Origin of the sequence: Actinopolyspora sp. BKK2 (assembly GCF_011291845.1) — a bacterium.
Classification (GTDB): Bacteria; Actinomycetota; Actinomycetes; order Mycobacteriales; family Pseudonocardiaceae; genus Actinopolyspora; species Actinopolyspora saharensis.
Window position 1 is genome coordinate 1 of sequence record NZ_JAANTE010000008.1, and the last position, 22,486, is coordinate 22,486.

23 protein-coding genes and 1 rRNA gene are annotated in these 22,486 nt (G+C 68.9%); 13 read left to right on the top strand and 11 right to left on the bottom strand.

Annotated features, from left to right (window positions below):
- Position 1 precedes the first annotated feature (1 nt).
- A 5S ribosomal RNA gene (rrf, locus tag G9Q41_RS16280) occupies positions 2-119 on the top strand.
- A gap of 249 nt (positions 120-368) precedes the next feature.
- Here rrf and G9Q41_RS16285 read toward each other — a convergent pair.
- Positions 369-1,133, bottom strand: a complete 765-nt coding sequence (locus tag G9Q41_RS16285; protein ID WP_165633560.1) for an RNA methyltransferase — start codon at positions 1,131-1,133, stop codon at positions 369-371.
- 147 nt (positions 1,134-1,280) lie between these two features.
- On the opposite strand from G9Q41_RS16285, the gene G9Q41_RS16290 reads away from it, so the two are divergent.
- Entirely contained in the window at positions 1,281-2,702 is a 1,422-nt protein-coding gene (locus tag G9Q41_RS16290) for a wax ester/triacylglycerol synthase family O-acyltransferase (protein ID WP_165633559.1), read from the top strand.
- Positions 2,699-3,277: a hypothetical protein gene (locus tag G9Q41_RS16295; RefSeq protein ID WP_165633558.1), complete on the top strand. Its 579-nt coding sequence runs from the start codon at positions 2,699-2,701 to the stop codon at positions 3,275-3,277. Before G9Q41_RS16290 ends, G9Q41_RS16295 begins: the two co-directional genes overlap by 4 nt.
- A gap of 160 nt (positions 3,278-3,437) precedes the next feature.
- On the opposite strand, the gene G9Q41_RS16300 is transcribed toward G9Q41_RS16295, so the two are convergent.
- The 4 genes from G9Q41_RS16300 to aroA form a co-directional block, all read right to left on the bottom strand.
- Complete coding sequence (locus tag G9Q41_RS16300) at positions 3,438-4,232, bottom strand: hypothetical protein (RefSeq protein WP_165633557.1); 795 nt, start codon at positions 4,230-4,232, stop codon at positions 3,438-3,440.
- Between the two features lie 303 nt (positions 4,233-4,535).
- The gene (locus G9Q41_RS16305; protein ID WP_207631364.1) at positions 4,536-5,390 is read right to left on the bottom strand and encodes a hypothetical protein; all 855 of its coding nucleotides are present in this window, start codon (positions 5,388-5,390) and stop codon (positions 4,536-4,538) included.
- Between the two features lie 105 nt (positions 5,391-5,495).
- The gene (gene rsgA, locus G9Q41_RS16310; protein ID WP_092523883.1) at positions 5,496-6,506 is read right to left on the bottom strand and encodes a ribosome small subunit-dependent GTPase A; all 1,011 of its coding nucleotides are present in this window, start codon (positions 6,504-6,506) and stop codon (positions 5,496-5,498) included.
- Positions 6,506-7,774: a 3-phosphoshikimate 1-carboxyvinyltransferase gene (aroA, locus tag G9Q41_RS16315; RefSeq protein WP_092523881.1), complete on the bottom strand. Its 1,269-nt coding sequence runs from the start codon at positions 7,772-7,774 to the stop codon at positions 6,506-6,508. Before aroA ends, rsgA begins: the two co-directional genes overlap by 1 nt.
- A 190-nt stretch (positions 7,775-7,964) precedes the next feature.
- Between aroA and G9Q41_RS16320 the strand changes: the two genes are divergently transcribed.
- The 6 genes from G9Q41_RS16320 (at position 7,965) to G9Q41_RS16345 (ending at position 12,887) form a co-directional block, all read left to right on the top strand.
- On the top strand, positions 7,965-8,711 hold the full coding sequence (locus tag G9Q41_RS16320; RefSeq protein WP_165633556.1) for an SOS response-associated peptidase: 747 nt from the start codon (positions 7,965-7,967) through the stop codon (positions 8,709-8,711).
- Positions 8,708-9,319 (top strand): alpha/beta family hydrolase, encoded by a 612-nt coding sequence (locus G9Q41_RS16325; RefSeq protein ID WP_092523877.1) that lies wholly within the window; start codon positions 8,708-8,710, stop codon positions 9,317-9,319. The genes G9Q41_RS16320 and G9Q41_RS16325 overlap by 4 nt, the downstream gene beginning before the upstream one ends.
- A gap of 293 nt (positions 9,320-9,612) precedes the next feature.
- Positions 9,613-10,317 carry a sigma-70 family RNA polymerase sigma factor gene (locus tag G9Q41_RS16330; RefSeq protein ID WP_092523875.1) on the top strand — a complete coding sequence of 235 codons (705 nt, stop codon included), beginning with the start codon at positions 9,613-9,615 and terminating at the stop codon, positions 10,315-10,317.
- Positions 10,314-10,649, top strand: a complete 336-nt coding sequence (rsrA, locus tag G9Q41_RS16335; protein ID WP_092523873.1) for a mycothiol system anti-sigma-R factor — start codon at positions 10,314-10,316, stop codon at positions 10,647-10,649. Before G9Q41_RS16330 ends, rsrA begins: the two co-directional genes overlap by 4 nt.
- Positions 10,650-11,114: 465 nt before the next feature.
- The gene (locus G9Q41_RS16340) at positions 11,115-11,345 is read left to right on the top strand and encodes a biotin/lipoyl-binding carrier protein (protein WP_092523871.1); all 231 of its coding nucleotides are present in this window, start codon (positions 11,115-11,117) and stop codon (positions 11,343-11,345) included.
- Between the two features lie 45 nt (positions 11,346-11,390).
- Positions 11,391-12,887, top strand: a complete 1,497-nt coding sequence (locus tag G9Q41_RS16345) for a PAS domain-containing sensor histidine kinase (protein WP_165633555.1) — start codon at positions 11,391-11,393, stop codon at positions 12,885-12,887.
- Positions 12,888-13,129: 242 nt separating this feature from the next.
- Here G9Q41_RS16345 and G9Q41_RS16350 read toward each other — a convergent pair whose 3' ends face one another.
- A complete protein-coding gene (locus tag G9Q41_RS16350; RefSeq protein WP_092523867.1) occupies positions 13,130-13,384 on the bottom strand; it encodes a WhiB family transcriptional regulator in 255 nt (84 codons plus the stop codon).
- A gap of 233 nt (positions 13,385-13,617) precedes the next feature.
- Positions 13,618-14,544, bottom strand: coding sequence for a diacylglycerol kinase family protein (locus G9Q41_RS16355; RefSeq protein ID WP_092523865.1), 927 nt, complete (start codon positions 14,542-14,544; stop codon positions 13,618-13,620).
- 275 nt (positions 14,545-14,819) lie between these two features.
- Between G9Q41_RS16355 and G9Q41_RS16360 the strand changes: the two genes are divergently transcribed.
- Positions 14,820-15,206, top strand: a complete 387-nt coding sequence (locus G9Q41_RS16360) for a hypothetical protein (RefSeq protein ID WP_092523863.1) — start codon at positions 14,820-14,822, stop codon at positions 15,204-15,206.
- Between the two features lie 174 nt (positions 15,207-15,380).
- On the opposite strand, the gene G9Q41_RS16365 is transcribed toward G9Q41_RS16360, so the two are convergent.
- The 3 genes from G9Q41_RS16365 to sodN form a co-directional block, all read right to left on the bottom strand.
- Entirely contained in the window at positions 15,381-15,719 is a 339-nt protein-coding gene (locus G9Q41_RS16365) for a hypothetical protein (RefSeq protein WP_165633553.1), read from the bottom strand.
- A gap of 73 nt (positions 15,720-15,792) precedes the next feature.
- Positions 15,793-16,299: a GNAT family N-acetyltransferase gene (locus G9Q41_RS16370; RefSeq protein WP_165633552.1), complete on the bottom strand. Its 507-nt coding sequence runs from the start codon at positions 16,297-16,299 to the stop codon at positions 15,793-15,795.
- Positions 16,300-16,432: 133 nt separating this feature from the next.
- Complete coding sequence (gene sodN, locus G9Q41_RS16375; protein ID WP_017973487.1) at positions 16,433-16,840, bottom strand: superoxide dismutase, Ni; 408 nt, start codon at positions 16,838-16,840, stop codon at positions 16,433-16,435.
- A gap of 84 nt (positions 16,841-16,924) precedes the next feature.
- Between sodN and G9Q41_RS16380 the strand changes: the two genes are divergently transcribed.
- A complete protein-coding gene (locus tag G9Q41_RS16380; protein WP_092523857.1) occupies positions 16,925-17,239 on the top strand; it encodes a S26 family signal peptidase in 315 nt (104 codons plus the stop codon).
- Between the two features lie 201 nt (positions 17,240-17,440).
- Here the strand turns inward: G9Q41_RS16380 and G9Q41_RS16385 are convergent, their stop codons facing one another.
- Complete coding sequence (locus G9Q41_RS16385; RefSeq protein WP_165633551.1) at positions 17,441-18,049, bottom strand: dTDP-4-dehydrorhamnose 3,5-epimerase family protein; 609 nt, start codon at positions 18,047-18,049, stop codon at positions 17,441-17,443.
- A gap of 443 nt (positions 18,050-18,492) precedes the next feature.
- Here G9Q41_RS16385 and G9Q41_RS16390 point away from each other — a divergent pair, with 443 nt between their 5' ends.
- Complete coding sequence (locus G9Q41_RS16390; RefSeq protein ID WP_092527446.1) at positions 18,493-19,671, top strand: NADP-dependent malic enzyme; 1,179 nt, start codon at positions 18,493-18,495, stop codon at positions 19,669-19,671.
- A gap of 317 nt (positions 19,672-19,988) precedes the next feature.
- Complete coding sequence (locus tag G9Q41_RS16395; protein ID WP_207631362.1) at positions 19,989-22,451, top strand: bifunctional diguanylate cyclase/phosphodiesterase; 2,463 nt, start codon at positions 19,989-19,991, stop codon at positions 22,449-22,451.
- Positions 22,452-22,486: the final 35 nt, after the last annotated feature.

Sequence of the window (22,486 nt, forward strand, 5' to 3'; positions counted from 1 at the left end):
GGTCGGTGGCTACAGCGGAGGGGACACGCCCGGTGCCCATCCCGAACCCGGAAGCTAAGCCCTCCAGCGCCTAAGGTACTGCACCCCCACGGGTGTGGGAGACTCGGACACCGCCGACCCAACCCCCATTCTGTGCCCGGCCCCCCAACGAGGGGGGCCGGGCACTTTACATACCACACCCCCCCGGGGGGGCTTCGCGCAGCAGTGCACTGATCACCCGACGGTGGCACGACCATCCCCCGAAGACGCACCACGACCATTCCCGCGGGGACGGCTGCGGGCGGACACTCACCTCGGCACCGGTGACGCAGGGATCCCGAACACCGCGATCGGGATCGGACAGTTGACCCGGTCACCAGGACCGGGAGTCACCCGCTGATCGAACGTCGTAGCAGTTCGTAGCAGAGCACGCTGGCAGCCGCGCTCACGTTCAACGACTCGGTTCCGGCACGCATCGGAATGCTCACGCGGTCCGCGACACGTTCCTCTACTTCCGGGGACAATCCCGCAGTTTCACTGCCGAGAACGAACACCGCGCGGTCGGGCAACTCGGCCTCGAACAGGTTCGACTCCGCACGTGCGTCCAGGGAGTACAGCGGATACCCGAATTCGGTGAGCGTTTCCGCCGCCGTTCCCGCGTCGGAGGAGCGCAGGATCGGGGCGTGGAAAGCCACCCCGGCGGAGGCCTTGACCACCAGGGGATCGATATTGGCGACACCGCGATGCGGCAGCACGATTCCGTCGATTCCGGCCGCGGTGGCGGTGCGGAGTATCATCCCGACATTGGCCGGGGTGGTGAGTCCGTCCAGCAGCAGCATCCTGCCCGGAGCTCTGGCGTGGTCGGCCAGCGCGTCTTCCAGCGGTCGCATCCTGCGTGCCACGACGTCGGCGACCACGCCCTGATCGTGCCGCCCGTTCCCGGCCAGTATCTTCACCCGGTGCGCGCCGGCGCGTTGAACGGGAACTGCGCGGTCCGCAGCGGCTTCTTTGATGTCCTTGATCGCACTGCCGGTCGCTCCCTCGGCGAGAACTACCTTGTCCACCCGGAGTTCGAGATCGGTGAGCGCTTCCAGCACCGGTTTGCGCCCGTAGACGGTGACGAAACGGTCCCGCGGGGAGACGTGCTCGGACAAGGGGGCGATCTCCTTTCGAACGGATCGGCCCCTTGCGCAGGAAGGCGGACGATCCGGACACGACTTCGCCGACTGCTCGAATTTCAGTATTGCACGTGCCGGTGCTCGCACTTCGTCGACCTGCGAACCTGTGCCAGTATCGCCACCATGGTCGATCGACTGTCCGCGCTCGACGCCTCGTTCCTGTATCTCGAGGACCACACGACACCGATGCACGTGGGTGGGGTGGCGGTGTTCGAGCGGCCGGGAACCGGGCTCGACTACGACGAGCTGTTGGCCTTCGTCCGGCGCAGACTCGGATCCGTCCCGCGGTACCGGCAGAAGGTCGTTCAGGTGCCCGGCCGCTTGGCACGTCCGGTCTGGGTCGACGACCCGGAATTCGACATCAGCTACCACGTGCGCCGTTCGGCCCTGCCGAAACCGGGCGACGACGAGCAGCTGCACGAGCTCGTCCAGCGGTTGATGTCCAGGAAGCTGGACACCACGCGTCCGCTCTGGGAGCTCTACCTGGTCGAAGGTCTCTCCGACGAACGCGTCGCGCTGATCACCAAGACGCATCAAGCCGTGATCGACGGTATCGGTGCGGTGGACATAAGCCAGTTGATCCTCGATTCCTCTCCGGAAAGCGGGAGGGAGCGCGAGGAGGACCTGTGGATGCCGCGCCCGGAGCCGGGGTTCGTCGATCTCGCGGTCGGTGCCGTGACCGAGGCGATCGGCCGTCCGGGCGAGGTGGTGGAGAACTTCCGGGCCGCCGCGGTGGATGCCAGGGCGAGCCTGCGCAAGTTGACCGGGGTGGTCGGCGGGGTTTGCTCGGCTCTGGGAACCGCGCTGCCGCCCGCCTCCGGCGGACCGTTGAACTCGTCGACCTCACCGCAGCGCAGGTTCGCCGTGGCCAGGGGGAGGTTGGAGGATTTCCGCGCGGTGCGCAACGAGCACGGCGGAACAGTCAACGACGTGGTGCTGGCCGTGTTGACGACTGCTTTGCGGAGCTGGCTGTTGTTCCGGGGTGAAGCGGTGTCGGAGCGGACCAAGGTGCGGGCGCTGGTTCCGGTGTCCGTGCACGCGGACGGTCCTGCCGCCCCGGAGCGGGATCAAGCGGCGGATGTTTCCCTCGGCGGGGTATCGGCTTGTCTGGTGGACCTTCCGGTGGGCGAGCCGAATCCGGTCATGCGACTGCACCAGGTGGGGCACGCGATGCGAGCTCATGCGGAGTCGGGGCGTTCGGTGGCGGCCGACGCGCTGGTCCGGTTGTCGGGGTTCGCCCCGCCGACGCTGCACGCCCTGGGCGCTCGGGCCGCGGGCGGGCTCTCCAACCGGGTGTTCAACCTGCTGGTCACCAATGTTCCGGGGCCGCAGGTCCCGTTGTACGCGGCGGGGGCCACCATGTCGGAGATGTTCCCGGTGGTACCTCTGGTGAAGAACCAGTCGTTGGCGATAGGTGTCACCTCGTACAACGGGGGAGTGTTCATCGGGCTGAACGCCGATCGGGCCGCCGTGCCGGATGTGGACGCCCTTGCTGCGATGATCGAGGAATCGGTGGAAGAAATGATCGGGACGGTCGGAGAATGAGAATCTACATACCCGCCACGCTGCGGATGCTGCGGGATTTCTTCGAGCAGCAGAGTCTACAGCCGTTGAGCGGAACCGCTTTCGCGTTGACCCCGGCGCTTCGGGAGGCCTATTCGAGCGGTGGGGACGAGGAGCTGGAGTACGCGGCGATGCGCGAGGCCGCGCGTGCCTCGTTGCGGCTGATCTCCGGGGAGCAGGACGAACCGCGGGAAGCCGAGCAGCAAGCCGAGCAGCAGGATGAGCCGCGGGACGAGCAGGACGAAGAGCGGGCCGTGGAGCGCAGCGGGCAGCGGACCCGGCGCGTGGTGGTCGCGGCCGACGTGCAGGACGTGACGCTGCGTCCGGATCTGGATCACGCTGTGGTGCGCGTTTCCGGGCAGGTTCCGTGGAAAACGGTCGCCGCGGTGCACGTGGACACCGAGGAAGCCGAGCAGGACGTGCACGCGGCCGCCGGAGTGATAGACGCGGCCGATCTGGGAGATGAGCAGGCCGAGCTGACCCTGGGGGACGCGGAGGACCACGAGCTGGCCTGGTTCGCCCCGCAGGAGGTTCCGTTCCTGCTGGAGTTGATGTGAGCCGGGGGTGACTGCTGGTCTTCCCGTCCCGCGCCCGAGGTGGAGGCGGGCTCGCAGTGGGGGCTTCCGAGGTCGTCGTGCCCCGTGAGCGCGTGCGAAGGGCTCCCGTTCCCGGTGGGATCACCGTGGAGTCGGGAGCTCTTCGGCGGCGGGGTCGGGATCAGAACTCGCTCACCTTGCTGGCGGGCGGAACGGTGATGTCAACCGGCTCGCCCCAGTCGGAGTAGGTGACGGTCTGCGTGGTCTCCGGGACCTGCTGTCCGGCGATCTTCATCGCCGGGGTGACGTTCTCGACCTTCATGAGAAGGTTGTTCGAGTCCACCCAGACCGTTTTCTCGGTCTCGGTGACTCCGGAGTTGATCAGCATTTCGGCGGACTTCTTCTGCACCCCCTCGGCTTCGGCCGCGGCCTTCTGCAGGTCGGTGGTGACGTCGTAGCGCGTGGCCTGCTGCCCGTTCAGCTGAACCTGCTGCTGGTCGGTGATCTCCGAACCAGCGGGGAGGATGGACTCGATGTTCGAGAACTGCATCGTTTTGCCCAGCTGGCCCATGCTGTCGGAAATCTGCGAGGAGTTCAGGTCCTGCTTCATCCAGGGCTTGCCGGACTGACCCTGCCCGGGCATCTTCATGTACACCGCGTCCTCGGTGAACACGCTCTCCCCGGCACCTTCGCAGGCCATCCTGGCGTTGTTGAGGTCGGCCCGGCAGGTCTGGTTCTGCAACCCCGCGGCGGGCGAGCCCTGCATGGCACCGCCCTCGATCGAGATCTTCATGGTCACGGTCTTCTTGCTGTCCATCGTGGTGGACGCTTGGGAGACGAGAGCCGAGACGTCCTGGAGCGCGGCGTCCGAGGAGGACTGCTGGTCGTCGTTGTTGTCGCTTTGAGCGCTCTGCTCGGGCGAGCTGCCACACGCGCCCAGCGTGGTCGCCAGAGCCAGCGCTGACAGTGTCGTCATCATTGTGCGGCGCACGGTCGAGTCCCCTCGTTCTGATCAGGTCTGAGCGAGAATCAAGCTAGCAGAGCACCGCACCCGCCGTGGGCGACTTTTCGCAATGAGCGGGCGTTGTGCTGTGAAGCACCGCACGGGGAGAGGAGCGCGCACAGGAGAGCGGGCCCCGGAAGGCCGTGTCGTCCACGGCCGGCGGCGGGCCGCCGCGCGTTCGGCGACGGCCCGCCGGAAGGTGATCACGTCACCGTCCCGATGAGGGGGGTCCGCGGAAAGTCCTCGCGGGCCCCTGGCGAGGATCGTGCGGCGAACTCAGTTCTGGCCCTGCTGGTTGCGCATGACCTGCTTCAGCTGTTCTGCCTCGGAAGAGGTGAGTTCGCGAGTGTTCTGATCGGCGGGAAGCCTTATGTCCAGCTCCTCGTTCCAGGAGTAGCCTGCTTCGATCCGCAGGTCCTTCTCGGAGTCCTCCGGATCCGGTGGGTTGACGACCACCTTGAGCGGACGCCCCGAGGAATCGACCCACATCGTGTAGTCCAGCTGGGCCTTCCCGGCCTTTTTGAGCTCGTTTATCCGCTTCTTCGTCTCCGGACCTATTTCCGCGCCGCTCTCGGCGGACTTCTCCTCGGCGTTCTTCTCGACGTCGACGGTGACGTCGTAGCGCAGGGACTTCGTCCCGGCCAGTTCGACCTGCTCGGTCCCGTCGATGTGCGATCCCTTGGGGAGGAGCTTTTCGAGGTCGGTGTACTGCTCGGGATTGCCGAACATCTCCCTGAAGAAGCCGCTCTGCCCGACCGGGACCTTCACCCACTTGTTCCCGGCGGGGCTGGTCTCGCCCGGGGCGAAGTAGAAGCTGTCCGGCCCGCTGGCGAACTCCACCAGTCCCGAGCACCGTTGGACGGAGTCGGTGAAATTGATCGAGCAGTCGAAGTTCGGAACCGAGTCCTGCTCCTCGGGAGGAACGCCGAGCGTGTTCAGATCGATACGCACGGTCTGTTCCTCCTGCATGGCCGCGCTGGCCGTTTTCTTCAGCTCGGAGACGTTGGCCACGGGACTGATCCCGGACGATTCCTCCGAGGGCTGGTTCCCGTCGGAGGGGGATTGCGTCCCGCAAGCTCCCACCAGTCCTGTGACGGCGACGGTCACCACTGCCGCGGACAGTCTTCGCATCGTTTCCTTTCTCGTTTTGCCTCAGTCGACTCGGAACCGTAGCAACGCGAGAAGTTTTGGAGGAAACGAATTTATCGAATTGATTCAGACATTTATCGAATTGATTCACTCGTCGCGCCCGGCGCGGGAGCGCAGCAGCCTCCGCAGCGAGGCGAGCTGTTCCCGGCGCCCCTCCGCGGCGACGAACTCGTCCAGGTAGCAGTCCGGGTCCTCGGGGGCGCCGAGATGGCCGCAGTTCGGCGGGCACTCCTCGGCCGCCTCCGCCAGCTCCTCGAACGAGTTGACCAGGTCGTTCACGGTGACGTGGGCGAGCCCGAAGGAGCGGATGCCCGGGGTGTCCACCACCCACCCGCCCGCGCTGTCGGGCAGGGACATCGCCACCGCGGAGGTCGAGGTGTGCCTGCCCTTGCCTACCTCGCTCACTTCGGCCGTGGCCCGCTGGGCCACGGGCACCAGCCGATTGACCAGGCTGGACTTGCCCACCCCGGAGTGGCCGACGAGCGCCGAGACCCGTCCGCTCAGCACCTCGCGCAGCTCCTCCGGCTCCGCGTCCGGGCGAGTGGTGAGCACGGTCATGTCGAAGTCCGCGTACCCCGCGGTCCACTCGTCCGGATCGGCCAGGTCCGCCTTGGTCAGGCACAGCACCGGAGTGAGACCGCCGGAGTAGGCGGCGATCAGGCACCGGTCGATGAAGCCGGGGCGCGGGGGTGGGTCGGCCAGCGAGGACACGATCACGAGCTGCTCGGCGTTGGCCACGACGATCCGCTCGTACGGATCGTTGTCGTCCGCGGTGCGGCGCAGCACGCTCGTGCGCTCGTCGACGCCGACTATGCGCGCCAGCGTGTCCGGCTTGCCGGAGGTGTCTCCGACCAGCCGGACCCGATCGCCCACGACCACCGGGGTGCGCCCGAGTTCTCGCGCCCGCATCGCCACTACCTGGTGGTTCGGGTCCCCGTTGATCGCGCAGGTCCACCTGCCCCGGTCCACGGCCACGACCATGCCCACCAGGGCGTCCGCGTGGGCCGGGCGCTGCTTGCTGCGTGGTCTGCTGTTGCGCCGCCCCGGACGCACCTTGATGTCGGACTCGTCCAGGTCGCGCCATCCTCGTTTGGCCATCACCGCACCGTGCCCAGCATGTTCGTCCACATATCGGGAAAGTCGGGAAGGGTTTTGCTCGTGGTGGCGATGTCGTCGACCGTCAGCTCGGGAACCCGCAGCCCCAGGATCGCACCGGCGGTGGCCATGCGGTGGTCCGCGTAGGAGTGCCACTTCCCACCGTGCAGCTCCCGCCCCCTGATCAGCAATCCGTCCTCGGTCTCGGTGACCTCGCTGCCGAGCGCGCCGAGCTCCCGGCGCAGCGCGGCGAGCCTGTCCGTCTCGTGCCCCCGCAGGTGTGCGATCCCCCGCAGCCGGGACTCCCCCTCGGCCAGGGCGGCCAGCGCCGCGACCGTCGGGGCGAGCTCGCCGACGTCGTGCAGGTCGAGGTCCACCGGGCTCAGCTGCTGCGGGCCCGTCACGGTCAGCCCGGCCTCGTCCAGCACCAGCTCCGCGCCCATGCGGGTGAGGATGCCGCGCATGGCGTCACCGGCCTGGGTGGTGGCGGCGGGCCACCTGGGGACCGTCACGCTGCCCCCGGTCACCGCGGCCGCGGCGAGGAAGGGAGCCGCGTTGGACAGATCGGGCTCCACGGTCAGGTCCAGGGGGCGGATCCTGCTGGGGGAGACGCTCCAGGAGTTCGGCTGGGAATCGTCGACCTCCACCCCGTGCTCGCGCAGCATCTCCACGGTCATCGCGACGTGCGGCAGGGACGGGACCGCGGCGCCCTCGTGGTGAACCGTGAGGCCGTTCTCGAAGTGGGGTGCCGACAGCAACAACCCCGAGATGAACTGCGAGGACGCCGAAGCGTCGATGGTCACCTCCCCGCCGGGCAGGTACCCGCTGCCCAGCACCGCGAACGGCAGCGAATCCCCCTTGACGGTTCCGCCCAGCGCGCGCAGGCCCTCGAGCACGGCTCCCAGCGGGCGCTCCCGCGCCCTGGGGTCCCCGTCGAAGGCGATCTCGCCCTCGGCGAGGCAGGCCAGCGGCGGCAGGAAGCGCAGCACCGTTCCGGCGAGTCCGCAGTCGACGGTGGCCGGGCCGCGCAGCAGCCCCGGGGTGATCAGCCACTCGCCGTCCTCCCCCTCGGATATCCGTACGCCGACGGTGCGCAGCGCCTCGGCCATGAGATCGGTGTCCCTGCTGCGCAGCGGTGCTCTCAGCACCGATGGTTCCGAGGCCAGGGCGGACAGCACCAGAGCCCTGTTGGTGATCGATTTGGAGCCTGCTACTTCGACGGTGGCGTGCACTGCCCCACGGGCCACGGGGGCGAGCCAAGGCGCGGTCATGGGGCAATGGTCTCGTATCATCGCCCCCGTTCTCGGTCGTGGGTGCGCTATGCTCGCTCTCCCGGGCACGCGTGGCTCGGTGGGGAGCGAACCGGCGTGACCGAGTCCGGCGGCACCGTGCGAGCCCGTCGAGCCGGGACCGTCGGCGTCCCGCGTGGTTCGCTGCGGTGTTTTGGGAGGTGTTCCGGCGATGTGCGGCAGGTATTCTTCCTCGAAGAGCCCGGAAGCACTGGCCGTCGAGTTCGGGGCGAGGGACGCCACCGGGCAGCGGGCTCCCGAGCCCGACTACAACGTGGCCCCGACCAAGCCGGTTTTCGCCGTTGTCCAGCGCTACCCCAAGGACGCGGAGGGCAGCCGGGACCTCACCGCTTCCGAGCGCACCCTGCGGGTGATGCGCTGGGGGCTGGTGCCGAAGTGGGCCAAGGACCCGGCCGTGGGCAACCGCATGATCAACGCCAGGTCGGAGACGGTCTCGGTCAAGCCGGCCTTCCGCGGCGCGATCCGGCACTACCGCTGCCTGCTGCCCGCCGACGGCTGGTACGAGTGGAAGGGCGACAGCAGCCCGAAGCAGCCGTACTTCGCCGGCTCCGCCGACGAGCGCAGTCTCGGCATGGCCGGGATCTGGGCGACCTGGCGCGATCCGGCCGATCCGCAGGGGCAGCCCCTGGTGAGCTGCGCCGTGCTCACCACGGAGGCCGTGGGCGAGCTGGCCGCGATTCACGAGCGGATGCCTCTCGTGCTGCCCCGGCACCACTGGGACCGCTGGCTGGACCCCGACAGCGAGAACGTGGACGAGCTGCTGACCCCACCGGAACACGATCTCGTGAACGGGCTCGCGCTGCGTCCCGTCTCCCGAGCGGTCAACAATGTGGCCAACAACGGGCCGGAGCTGACCGAAGCGGCCCCCGACGCGGAGAACACGTTGTTCCGATCATGACGAGGGTCGAGGTGGAAACCCCGCACGGCTCGGCCCGGGCGGAGCTGCACAGCGCGGCCGAGGGGCGCGCGGCGCTGCTGCTCGGACACGGCGCGGGAGGCGGTTTCGGGACCGATGACTTGATCAGCACGGTGCGCACGGCGACCTCGGCCGGGGTGCACGTGGCCCTGGTGGAGCAGCCCTACCGGGTCGCGGGCAGGCGCGCTCCCGCTCCCGCGCGGCAGTTGGACGCCGCGTGGCTGGCCGTGGTGGAGGACCTGGGGCAGCGCTGGTTCCCCGAGCTTCCGTTGATCTTCGGCGGCCGTTCCTCCGGAGCCAGGGTGGCCTGCCGCACCGCGGAGTCCGGGGGCGCCTCGGCGGTGCTGTGCCTGGCCTTCCCGCTGCATCCGCCGGGCAGACCGGACAAGGACCGCGGCTCGGAGCTGGCCGGGGTGGAGGTCCCCACCCTGGTGGTGCAGGGGGAGCGCGACGCCTTCGGGGAGCCGGAACCGGCCAGCAATCGCGAGGTGGTCCTCGTGCCCGGGGATCACTCCTTGCGGGCCGACACGAACGCGCTCTCCCGGGCGGTGGCCGAGTGGCTGGGCCGGGTTCTGCGCCTGCTCGACTGAGCGGTGGGCGCGCGGCCTCGGCGGTGCTGAGCCGCCGGGTCGGCCTCTCGTCGCGCGGCGGGCGCAGGAATAACCCCGGGGGGAGCGGTGTTGCACGGGACGTGTTGACGGAGCAGAGTGGCGCGGCCGTGTGCGGCCAGCAACCCAGCATCAAGGAGTGCGTGTCCTCACGCGAAGTCCGGAACTCTTCAACGCGTACGCAGGAGTCCACCGGGGTAACCTGGGAGAGCACTCATGTCGGCGAGGGCATGGGAACGTCACCACTGTCGACCTGGTGGCGGGAAAGGAGCCCGGTGCCTGGTACCAGGGGGCAGCAGGACACTGCCGAGAACGCGCGGCCGGAGACAGCAGCCGGTGAGCAGCGGTCGCAGGCGACGGCCCAGCAGACGGCGGAATCCGAGAGCACCGAGACCGCCGAGGAACGGGTCGCGCGTTTCGAACGTGACGCGATGCCGCTGCTGGACCAGCTCTACGGTGCCGCGCTGCGCATGACGCGCAATTCGGCCGACGCCGAGGACCTCGTCCAGGAGACGTACCTCAAGGCGTACTCGGCTTTCAAGTCCTACACCAGGGGGACCAATCTCAAGGCCTGGTTGTACCGCATCCTGACCAACACCTACATCAACGGCTACCGCAAGCGGCAGCGGCAGCCGCAGCAGCAACCGACCGACGAGATCGCGGACTGGCAGCTGGCGCAGGCGGAGAGCCACACCTCCAGCGGGCTGCGCTCGGCGGAGCTGGAGGCGCTGGACCGCTTGCCGGACACCGACGTCAAGAACGCCCTGCAGCAGCTGGCCGAGGAATTCCGCATGGTGGTCTACCTGGCCGACGTCGAGGGGTTCGCCTACAAGGAGATCGCCGAGATCATGGACACGCCCATCGGCACCGTGATGTCCCGGTTGCACCGGGGCCGCAGGCAGCTGCGCGGGATGTTGACGGACGTGGCTCGTGACCGTGGTTTCCTCCGGACCGAGGGTCAGGAGGTGAGCGCGTCGTGAATCCCGGCGATGAACCGCAGACCTCGTGCGAGGACGTGCTGGCCGAGGTCTGGCTCTTCCTGGACAACGAGTGCGATCAGGAGCGCCGCGCGGCGCTGCGCAGGCACCTCGACGAGTGCGGCTCCTGTCTGGAGCACTACGGGATCGAGGAGCACCTGAAGGAACTGCTGCACCGCAAGTGCGGCGGCGAGCACGCCCCTGCCGAGTTGCGCAACAGGCTGCGCAGCTCCATCAGGGAGAACGTCCTCCGGCAGGCGGATGTGACCGTCGAGAGCGGTCCGGAGGGAACCTCGGTCGAGGTGCGGCACAAGCCCGCTTCCTCGTCGGAGTGAGCCGGCAGTCCCGGTTCGCGCATCACTGATTCGACGGCCGCGGAAGCAGCCCCCGGGTGGGCACCACCTCGGGAGCACACCCCCCGGGGCCGGAAGGGACCCGCACCCGGGAGGCCGTCGAACGCTCCTCGACACCAGCGGTATGAAAGCGGCCCCCGAACCGTTCGACTTCGGTTCGGGGGCCTGTTGTATGCGGTCGCGGAGGCGGCACGGCGCCGCTCGGTGGCGGGTGAGCCGCTCCAGTCCGCGAGGACCGTCACTTGCCGCGCAGCGGACGCTTGCCGTGGTTGGCGTTGTTCTTGCGCGCGGCTTTCTTCTTGCGGGCCCGCTTGGCCATGGAGCACTCCTAATCCGACTCGAGTTCGAACTCCTCCAGTCTGACATGTTCGGTGACCTGCTGTTCGTGGGCGGTTGCCCGCATGGTTTCCTTGTGGTTGGGCCGGTCTAGAAGGGAAGCGGTAGCTGATGGCGCAGGAGATCCGTGCCGAGATGGTGGCCAACGTCATGTCCGTCGACGTGAACCCCGGTGACCGGGTCTCGGACGGCGAGTCGCTGGTGGTGCTGGAGTCGATGAAGATGGAGATTCCGGTGCTGCTCGAGGGGTCGGGCCGTGTCGACCGGGTCGCCGTGCAGGCAGGCGACGTCGTCCGCGAGGGTGACCTGCTCGCCGTCGTCGAAGGTGTCGAGAGCTCGTGAGGGACTCGGTCGGACAGGGTCGGGAGACGCTGCGGGGGACTGCTCGTGTCCACGCTCAGTGACCTGCTGGCCGAGCACACGGGGTTGCCCGGTTCGGTCGCGGACCACCTCCAGCTGGTCGTGGCGGAGTGGCAGTTGCTCTCCGACCTGTCGTTCGCGGACTTCCTGCTGTGGGTGCCGGTCGGAAGTGAGGGTGAGGAGACCGGGGACGGCCGTTTCCTCTGCGTGGCCCAGGCTCGGCCCACCACGGCCCCCACGGCTCATCCGGAGGACATGGTCGCGACCGAGGTGACCCCGCACGAGCACCCGCAGCTGCGGCGCGCGGTGCGGGAGCGCCGGATCTGCCGGGAGGAGGATCCGCGCTGGCACATGGGGGTTCCGGTGCGGCGCGAGACGATCCCGGTGCGGCTGGGCGAGACGGTGGTCGCGGTGCTGAGTCGGGACACCAACCTGGCCGTGCCGCGGGTGCCCAGCCCGCTGGAGATCTCGTACCTGGGCAGCGCCGCGGATCTGTGCCAGATGATCGCGGACGGAAGCTTTCCCACCTCCGAGCCGGCTCCCGACGTGCACACCAGCCCCCGCGTCGGGGACGGGCTGATCCGGCTGGACAGCGCGGGCACGGTGGTCTTCGCGAGTCCCAACGCGCTGTCCGCGTACCACCGGATGGGGCATGCCGCGGACCTGGTGGGTGGCCCGCTCGCCCCGCTGACGCGGTCGCTGCTGTCCGATCCCTTCGACGCCGATGAGGTCTCCCAGCGGATCAGGCAGGCCCTGGACGGCCAGCCCGGCATGCGGATCGAGGCGGAGGCGCGGGGGGCCACCGTGCTCTTCCGGGCGCTGCCGTTGCAGCCGCGTGGGCAGCAGGCCGGTGCGCTGGTCCTGGTGCGCGATGTGACCGAGGTCAAGCGCAGGGACCGCGCCCTGATGTCCAAGGACGCCACGATCAGGGAGATTCATCACCGGGTGAAGAACAACCTGCAGACCGTGGCTGCGTTGCTGCGGCTGCAGTCGCGTCGGACCGGGAACGGGACCGCGCGTCAGGCACTGAACGAGTCCGTGCGCAGGGTGACCTCGATCGCGCTGGTGCACGAGACGCTGTCCATGTCGGTCGACGAGCGGGTCGACCTGGACGATGTCGTCGACCGGGTGATCCCGATGATGAGCGATCTCGCCAGTGCCGGTGCCGGGGTGAGCGTTCGGCGGGAAGGTCGGTTCGGTGTGGTCGCGGCGGAGCTGGCGACTCCGCTGGTGATGGTGCTGACCGAACTCGTCCAGAACGCCCTGGAGCACGCCTTCCCGGAGGGAACCGGTGGTGAGGTCGTGGTGCAGGCGGAGCGTTCGGCGCGTTGGCTGGACGCGGTGATCTCCGATGACGGCCAGGGCTTACCGGGGGATTTCTCCCTCGAACACGCCGAACGCCTCGGCCTGCAGATTGTGCGAACCCTCGTGGAGTCCGAGCTCCGCGGGTCGTTGAGTTTGCGCGGTCGCGAACAGCGGGGCACCGAGGCGGTGTTGCGGGTCCCGTTGAAGTACCGCCGCTGATTTCGGGGGCCGCCGGGTGCGTCGATGCTCTGCGTACACCGGATAGGGTGAACGCGGGTCGATCCTGTCGGCCCCCCTGTGGAGCGCGTAGTCGCGCTCGCGACCGACATCGACGCGGATCGACCTGGTGGTGTTGTGGTTTTCGATGCGTGTCCGGTGTTTCCGAGCCGTTGCCCCTCGGATTCCGTCGGGTCTGCCCACCCGTGAGTACGGAGTCCTTTCAGGACAGTTGGTTCGGGAACTCAGGCATCGGTCCGAGCGCGGGTACGCGCGTTACGCCTCTTGAGGGCGCGACGCTCGTCCTCGCTCATGCCGCCCCACACGCCTGCGTCCTGTCCGGTCTCCAAGGCCCAGGCGAGGCATTCGGAGGTCACCGGGCAACGACGGCAAACAGCTTTCGCTTCGGCGATCTGCAACAGGGCAGGACCGCTGTTCCCGACGGGGAAGAACAGTTCGGGGTCCTCGTCACGGCAAACCGCGCGGTCGCGCCAGTCCATCGTCCTTGCTCCTCGCTAGGCACGCGATGCGTGCCGCTCGTTGGTTCGGGGTGTTTGTGAATGCTTTCACGGAGTCCGTGCGCTTGTGAATACTTTCACGAACTCGCGCAATGTCAAGGGGACGATCACGACCGAGTGAGTGAGCTCACCCGGAAGATCGACTGGCCTTGATCTGGGGGTGGAGGTCATCGGGTACGGCGGGGCCGACCCACGTGACAAGTCCGTTGTGCGAGTCACTCGACGACGTGGAGAGCGTTCGGAACCGACTCGAAATCGATCGTTGAAAGCTCGCCGAGGGAGTCGCCGTCCACTTGAACCCGCAACGGCTCCTGACAGACTACTCGTACATGCCCGGTGTTCGCACGCCTGAACAAAGTTTTTCCGTGTGGTTTAGCTCTATCGCGGAGCATTTGCGCTACATGTCGTGACACAGCGTGAGGAAGCATGCTCCGCAGGACGAAGACACCGATGCCCGTGTCGAAGCTGGTCTCGGGGTTGGTGTGCACTGCCCTGGGGCCTAGGTAGGTCCACGGATCCGCGTTCGAAATCATGGCCGCGTGTCCCCCGGTGACGGGATCTTCACCGTCTACATGCACGGTCAGTAGTGGCTCGCAGTGGATCGAGCTCAGGTAGCAGGCCATGGCGGCCCTGGCGTAGAGCCAGGGGGTCACCTTGCGGCCGCTGTCGCGCAGCCTTTCCACCTCGGCCACCACGTCGGCGTCGATTCCCACTCCGGCGTTGAAGGTGAACCAGCGCCCGTTGGCCCTGCCGAGGCCCACCCAGCGACCGCGCCGCTGCTCGACCGCGTGCAGCAGGCGGTGCGTCGCCTCGAGCGGATCGCGGGGCACCCCCAGCGCGCCCGCGAAGACGTTGGCCGAACCTCCGGGGATCACCGCCAGGCTCGGCCGCTTCTCCGCGCGGGTGGGCTCCGTGTCCAGCATCCCGTTGACGACCTCGTTCACGGTCCCGTCGCCGCCGTGCACCACGACCAGGTCGAAGTCCTCGCGGGTGGCTCGGGATCCGGTGTCGGCGGCGTGGCCGCGGTAGCGGGTCTCGACGAGCTCGAGCTCGGTCTGGCTGGCCAGAGCGTGTGCGAGTACGTCCCTGCCCGCGGAACTGGTGGAGGTCGCCTCCGGGTTGACTACGAGAACAGCGCGCACACCCGAAGCCTAGCCACACCGTCGCCCTGATCTCACCCGGCCGGTGAACCCGAACGGTCCTTTCGAAGGAGTTCGAGCGGGCCGAAGTCCCGCTCCGATGCGCCGGGCGCGTGGGGCCGGTTCGCGCGTCCGGCGCCCGAGCGGCCTGCGCGGTGCGGCGTTCGGCCGGTATTACCATCGAAAGCGGGTACGTAGTGTGACCACCAGCGCGTTCAAGCAGGAAAGAGGCCGTCGTGTCGGCAACGCCAGCCCCTCGTACAGTCCGCTTCGCCGGTGTGGTGACCGTGGTGCAGGCGGTCGCCGGCCTCGCCTTCGTGGCGGCGTTGCTGCTCCGCGCCGCGCAGGCCGACATGGGGACGGTCGGTTCGCTCACCCGGGGGTCGACCTACGGGGAGGCGGGCTACTTCGGCCTGATCTCGCTGGGCGTGCTCGCGGCGGGGGTGGGATTGCTGCGCAGCAAGCACTGGGCCCGCACTCCCGTGCTGTTGGTCCAACTGCTGCTGCTGGGCGTCGCGTGGTTCGCCATGGGGCCTTCGGACAGTCCGCTGATGGCCTTCGTCTTCGCCGTGCCCGCCGTGTTCGTGCTGTGGTGCCTGTTCAACCGCGCGGGCCGGGAGTGGTGGATGAGCTCGCGGATCGCGCCCGACTCGAACAGCGGCTGAGTTCCTCCGGAGCTGTCCGAGGTCGGGTTCCGCCGGACCGCGAGCGGTTGCGAGAGGTTCGCGTCGAGCGGGCCGCGCGCGGAACGGGCGGGCGGAGCACGACTGACGGCGTTGCCCCGACTGACGGCGTTGCCCCGACTGACGGCGTTGCCCCGACTGACGGCGTTGCCCCGACTAACGGCGTTGCCCCGTCGGGGCGCCCCCCTCGCCTCGATTGTCCGCGGGAAGGCTCCGCGGGTTCGCCGCGGCCCAGTTCTCGGCCAGGCGGGCCAGCGCCCCGGGCTTGTCCCAGTCGGAGGGGTTGGCCGGGATCGTCGCCAGCCACGTGTCCCGGTCCTGCGCGGGGTCCTCGGAGGGGCGGTCGGCGATCGAGAAGTGCTTGGGGCGGGTCACTTCGATGAACGGGTTCCCCTCGACGACGTAACCGCGTTTGACCGCGATCTCCCGGTCCCCCTGCGCCCAGCGGAAGGTCAGCCCGTGGTTGAAGTACCTGCTGATCGGGCGAGTGGGCATGGTGACACCTCGTGTGGTGGTGTGCTCCGTGTGACCTTGGCAGACTATCTTGGCAAGGCCTGCTTGAAATCCGTCAACCGTGGGCCATTCGTTCGAGTGCCCCTTCCGCCAGCCGGTAGACGGTCCACTCGTCCATGGCTACGGCACCGATCGACTCGTAGAACTCGATCGCCGGATGGTTCCAGTCCAGCACCCACCACTCGAGCCGGGAGTAGCCGCGGCGCACGCATTCCGCGGCGAGGGTGGACAGCAGCGCGTGCCCCAGACCGTGCCGCCGGTACGCGGGTTCCACGTAGAGGTCCTCCAGGTAGATCCCGTGGGTCCCGCGCCAGGTGGAGAAGTTGAGGAACCACAGGGTGAAGCCGACGACTCCGCCGTCGACCTCGGCGACGTGCCCGAACAGCGCGGGGCGTGGTCCGAACAGCGCCGCCTCGAGCTGCTCGGCGGTGAGTCGGCACTCCTGCGGGGCCTTCTCGTACTCGGCCAGTTCGTGCACCAGGCGCACGACGTCGGCGACATCGGCCGGTGTCGTCTCCCGAATGCGCGGATCAGTGGTCGGAGCGTCCGCATGTTCCTGCATGCGGACAGGTTAAGGAGCTGCTGCCGGGTCACTCGTTCGGGTGAGGGGGTGGACGCGCCGTGCCCGCCGAGACGAAAAAACGGCGCCGACCGACGAGAGCTCGCCGGCCGGCGCCGTCCTCAGGACTCGGAGGTCAGCCCTTCTTGGTCTCCCAGAAGATCTTGTCGACCTCGGCGATGTAGTCCAACAGCTCCTGACCCGTGGAGGGGTCCATCGAGCCCTTGGTCCCCGCGGCACCCGCGGCCTTGGTGGCCTTGTTCACCAGCTCGTGCAGCTGCGGGTACTTCTCGAAGTGGTGAGGCTTGAAGTAGTCGGTCCACAGTACCCACAGGTGGTGCTTGACCAGCTCCGAGCGCTGCTCGGCGATGTTGATCGCGCGAGTGCGGAACTCGGGGTCCTCGTTGTTCTGGTACTTCTCCTGGATGGCCTTGACGGACTCGGCCTCGATCCGCGCCTGGGCCGGGTCGTAGACCCCGCACGGCAGGTCACAGTGCGCGGTCGCTTCCAGACGCGGGCCGAGAAGCCGCGACAGGAGTCGCATACTTCCTCCCTGACAGTGACAGTGAATGCTCCGACGGGGCCGACCCTACTCCGTTACGATCGTTCTTGTCTTACGGAGGTGGGTGTGAGTTCGCTCGGTCGGTTGAGGTGGCGCAGGTTGCGCGTGCGGGGGGCTTCGATGGCTCCTACACTGCGGGACGGCGACATCGTGCTGCTCAAACTGCGGAGCGAGCCGTCACCGGGCGACGTGGTCCTGGTGCGGTGGTCCTCCCGCCCCGAACAGCTTTCGGTCAAGCGCGCGGTGTGCCGGCAGGACGGTGGTTGGCACGTGACCGGCGACCACGCCGAGGCGTCCACGGACTCCAGGGAGCTCGGCCCCGCCGAGGTGCTCGGAGTGCTGCACTGGCGGCTCGTTCCCCGCCCCGGTCGAATACGCTGACCGGCCGGTGTTCTCGGCTCCCGCCCGCCGTGAGTGGTTGTTTAGCTGAAGCCAACCACGGGGCCGTGCGCGGAATCCCCGCTCCGGCGAGGGGCCGCGCTGGACGGCGCGGCCGCACGTCGGTCGCGCATCCGCTCCGGATCCCCGCCCGCGTCCCGCGGCGGTTCGGGTGAGCACCCGCGCACCGGGGCGGGGCGGAGCTCAGCCCGCGGAGCGCAACCGCTCGTAGTGCTCGAGGCAGTCCTGGTACGCGGGAAGCGTGCCCGCGGCGGCGGCCTCGGCGAGGGTGGGCGCGTGCTGGTCCTTTTCGGACAGGATCGGCTCCGCGTCCAGTTCGTCCCACGGCAGCGCGAGCTCGGGGTCGAACGGGGTGACGGCGTGCTCGGCGGGCGGGTTGTAGGGAGTCGAGCACAGGTAGATCATCACGGTGTTGTCGGCCAGGGCGGCGAAGGCGTGTCCGAGCCCTTCCGCCAGGTAGACGGCGTTGTACCGCTCGGCGTCCAGCCGAATCGCCTCCCACTGCCCGAACGTGGGGGAGCCGGTGCGGACGTCCACGATCACGTCCAGCAGGCTCCCCCGCGCGCAGTAGACGTACTTGGCCTGGCCCGGCGGGACGTCGGCGAAGTGGATCCCGCGGATGACTCCCCGGTTGGACACGCTGTTGTTGATCTGGGCCAGGGGCATGTGGTGTCCGACAGCTCCCGTGAAGGGGCCCTGCTGGAACGGCGCGACGAACAGCCCGCGGTGATCGGGGAACACGGGGGGAGTGAACTCGATGGCGCCGCTGATCTCCGTGTGACGTGCTTGCACGGCGGCAAGCCTAGACGAAGCCGGGGCGGCCCCGTCGGAAGAGCGGGGCGGAGGAGCGGGCGCGGACAGCGCGGCGTGGTGCGCCCCGGACGGCGATGGGGCGTTCCGGGTGCGTTCAGTGATCGTCCGGACTCGCTTCGCGTGGGCGGAAACCGGAAATTGAGTTGACAATTTGTTGAATTCACTGCTGGGGTGTGACCCCAGTCGCAGACAGGGGCGGTGCGGGCTGGCACACTCGTGAGACCGCAGCGTCCGCCGAGCCGCTGCCCGAACCGGGCAGTACGTCTCGGTCACCCCTAGGCGTCACCCGAGGGCACCAGCCCGTCGAGTGCCGCCTCGCCCGTCTGCCGGCGGGGGGTTCCCTCCGGCCGGCCAGGTCAAGGCAACAGGAGGACGCCGTGACCACCGTTAGTGATCAAGAGAACACGCCCGATTCGGCGAGCCTGCCCGCACCGGCGAGCACGGAACCGACCGCCGAGGAAATCTTCCGCGCGCACGAGGGCGGCAAGTTGTCCGTCACGCCCTCCGCGGCGTTGACGACTCCCCGCGACCTCTCGATCGCCTACACACCCGGCGTGGCCAAGGTCAGCCGGGCGATCTCCGCGGACGAGGCGCTGGCCGCGCGCTACACCTGGACGAACCAACTGGTCGCGGTGGTCAGCGACGGTACCGCGGTGCTGGGCCTCGGGGACGTAGGCCCGCGCGCCTCCCTGCCCGTCATGGAGGGCAAGGCCGCGCTGTTCAAGTCCTTCGCGGAGCTGGACTCCTTCCCGCTGGTCCTGGACACCACCGACAACGACGAGATCGTCGACACCCTGGTTCGGCTGCGCCCGTCGTTTGGAGCGGTCAACCTGGAGGACGTGGCCGCGCCGCGCTGCTTCGACCTCGAACGCAGGCTGATCGAGGCGCTGGACTGCCCGGTCATGCACGACGACCAGCACGGGACCGCCGTGGTCACCCTGGCCGCGCTGCGCAACGCCTGCGAGCTGTCCGGTCGGGAGCTCGGCTCGCTGCGGGTCGTGATCTCCGGGGCGGGCGCCGCCGGGGTCGCCTGCGCCGAGATCCTCGACGCGGCAGGTGTCGGTGAGGTCGTCGTCGCCGACTCGCGCGGGGTGATCCACCAGGGCAGGGACAACCTCACTCCGATCAAGGAGGAGCTGGCGCGGAGCACCAACCCGCGCGGAGTCACGGGCGGGCTGGAGGAAGCCCTGCGCGGAGCCGATGTCCTGATCGGGGTCTCGGCGGGAACCATCCCCGAGCAGCAGGTGGCCGGCATGGCCGATGACGCCATCGTGTTCGCGCTGTCCAATCCGGACCCCGAGATTCACCCGGACGTGGCGGCCGCGCACGCCTCGGTCGTGGCCACCGGGCGCAGCGACTTCCCCAACCAGATCAACAACGTGCTGGCCTTCCCCGGCATCTTCCGCGGGGCGTTGCAGGCGGGGGCACGGATGATCAGCGATCGGATGAAGGTCGCCGCCGCCGAGGCCGTGGCCGAGGTCGCGGCCGAGGGGCTGGCGGCCGACCACATCGTGCCGAGCCCGCTCGATCCCCGGGTCGCGCCCGAGGTCACCCGCGCCGTCGCCGAGGCCGCGCGGCTGGACGGGGTCGCCACGGCCTGATCGGGACCTCGTTCGACTCGTCGTGAGCAAGTCCGGCCCGGTGGGAGGGCTCGTCCCCTCCCGCCGGGCCGGACTTCGTTTCCGCGGGGCGTCCCGGCAGGACTGTCCTGCTGGGAGTATCCAGAGGGGGAATCTCCGGAAGTTCGTCGCGTCACATCCTCGGCGGGCGCGCGTCTCACCTTGAGAGGTGTTCATCCTCGACGGTGACGTCGTGGCTGAATTTTTCACCTGAATGCCGGTATGGTCGTAATAACTTGGTGTGCTGTTCACCACGTTTCGAACTCCGACCGGCCGGGTACGGCGCGAGCGCAGTGGTGATGCGGAGGTTGTTGTTGACCGAACGCGGCAGGCGAACCCAGCGTGTGCCCGGAGGGTCTCTCCCCGTCGACGATCCCGAGACGGTCGCCCCGGGCGTCGTGGAGTCCTCCCACGCGGTCGTCGAATCGTTGCCGGACGCTCCCGCGCTGCTCAGCACTTCGGACGGTGTGGTGCTGCGCGCCACCGAGCAGGCGGCGCTGCTGTTGGGAGCGGACTCCGGGGGTGAACTGCTCGGCAGCGGGATCACGGAGCTGATGCTGGTCGAGGGGGAGTTCGCGAGACCGCGCGGGCACGACTCGTGGTTCCGCGCGTTGAGCTGGCCGCACCAGCGGAATCCGTTGCTGACCGTCACCCTGCTGGTCGACGTGTCCGATCTGATGACCCCGACGGCGAGCCTGCTGGCCTACGAGCGCCGCAAGCTGCAGAACGCCCAGCGCGCCGCGCGGATGGGCACGTGGGAGTGGGACCCGCGAACCAACAGCACCCGCCTGTCCGAGATGTTCTTCGAGATCACCGGTACCCCGCCGAGCACGGAGACGACCTTCGAGCACTACCTGGACCACATCCACCCCGAGGACCGCTCCCGGGTGGCCGCGTGCTGGAACCAGCTCGCGGAGGAGCACACCCCCATGGAGGTGGAGCACCGCTACATCCGCCCGGACGGGGCGATGCGCATCCTGCTTTGCCACGGAGGCGTCGCCAAGGACGGGGAAGGACGCCCCCTGATGGTGGGAACGGCCCAGGACGTCACCGAACAGCGCACGGCGCTGCGCAGGATGGAGAGGTCCAGCCAGCGGTTCACCGACCTGGTCAACCTCACCCCCGTGGGCATCGGGCTGTTCGATCAGGGGCAGCGCCTGGTCGACGCCAACGACGCCCTGTGCGAGCTGCTCGGCTACGACCTGGAGCGACTGCGCGGGACGAGCGCGCGGGGACTCACCCACCCCGACGACCGGGAGATCGACCTCGCCGAGACGGAGACACGGCGGTCGCAGCGGGGGAACCGCCGCGCCCCCGTGCAACGGATGCTGGTCCGCGCGGACGGGCAACCGGTCCACTGCGAACTGCACAGCACGCCCTCGGTCCAGGACGACGGGACCAGGTTCTGGCTGGTCGTCTTCCAGGACGTGACCGAACGCCGTCGCACCTCGGAAGCCCTGCGATTCCAGGCCACGCACGACGAGCTCACCGGCCTGCCGAACCGGGCCGCGGTCAAGGAGATGCTGGCCGACATGCGGGCGGGCGGTGAAGTGGAGCGCAGCGCGGTGCTGTTCTGCGACATCGACAACTTCAAGCGCATCAACGACTCCCTCGGGCACGACGCCGGGGACGATCTGCTCGTGGCGCTGGCCAGGCGGCTGGAGGGCGGGCTGCCGGAGGGGTGCGTGGCCGCGCGCATCTCGGGCGACGAGTTCGTGGTCATCTGCGTGGACGTGGACGTCGTCGGGGGGACCGGCGCGCTGGCCTCCCGGGTATCCGGGCTGTTGAACACGGCGGTTCCGATACGTGACCAGCTGGTGCGGATCTCGGCCTCGGTCGGGGCCGCGGTGCCCGATGGAAGCGACACCGACGGAAACGACCTGCTCAGGTTTGCCGACGCGGCGATGTTCGAGGCCAAGGGCAACGGCCCCGGGCGGGTGTCGCTGGCAGGCCCCGCGCTGATGGCCTCGGCCAACAGCCAGCTGCAGCTGGAGGGTCAGCTCAGGGAGGCGCTGCACCAGGACCAGCTGACCCTGCACTACCAGCCGGTGGTGAACTCGGAGGGCACCGTGGTCAGCGCGGAGGCGCTGCTGCGCTGGCCGCACCCGGAGCGCGGGCTGCTGACTCCGGGGACGTTCCTGCCCGTGGCCGACCAGGGAGGCCTGCTGCGGGAGATCGACCGCTGGGTGCTGCGCAGGGCGCTGCGGGAGGCCGCCGCATGGCCGGAGGGCGCGGCCGGTCCGGTTTCGGTGGCCGTCAACCTGGGCGGGCTGGTGCCCGGCGATCACGACTTCGTCGACTACGTGGCCGACTCCGTCGCGGAGTCGGGGATCGACTGGAGCCGGGTCGTGCTGGAGCTGGTGGAGACCGCCCTGGTGGACCTGCCCTCGCGTCCCCGCAGTGCGATGCAGGACCTGGTCGCCCGGGGCGCGCGGTTCGCCGTCGACGATTTCGGCACGGGGTTCTCCTCGCTGGCCCGGTTGAAGGATCTGCCCGCGCAGATCATCAAGGTCGACCGGAAATTCGTCTCCGAGATCCACTCGGACAGTTGCGACTTCGCCGTGGCCAAGGCCGTCGTCGACATGGCCTCGGCCATAGGGCGGGAATGCGTGGCCGAGGGGGTGGAGAACTCCGAGCAGTTCGAAACGCTCACCGGGACCGGCGTGGACAGTTACCAGGGCTGGTTCTTCTCGCCCCCGGTACCGGCGAACGATTTCCACTCGATGCTCGTCGCGGGAGGGCCCCGCCGAGTGAACGTTTGAGGAGCGCGGTTTGGTTCGCTCGGCGGTGAGAGCCC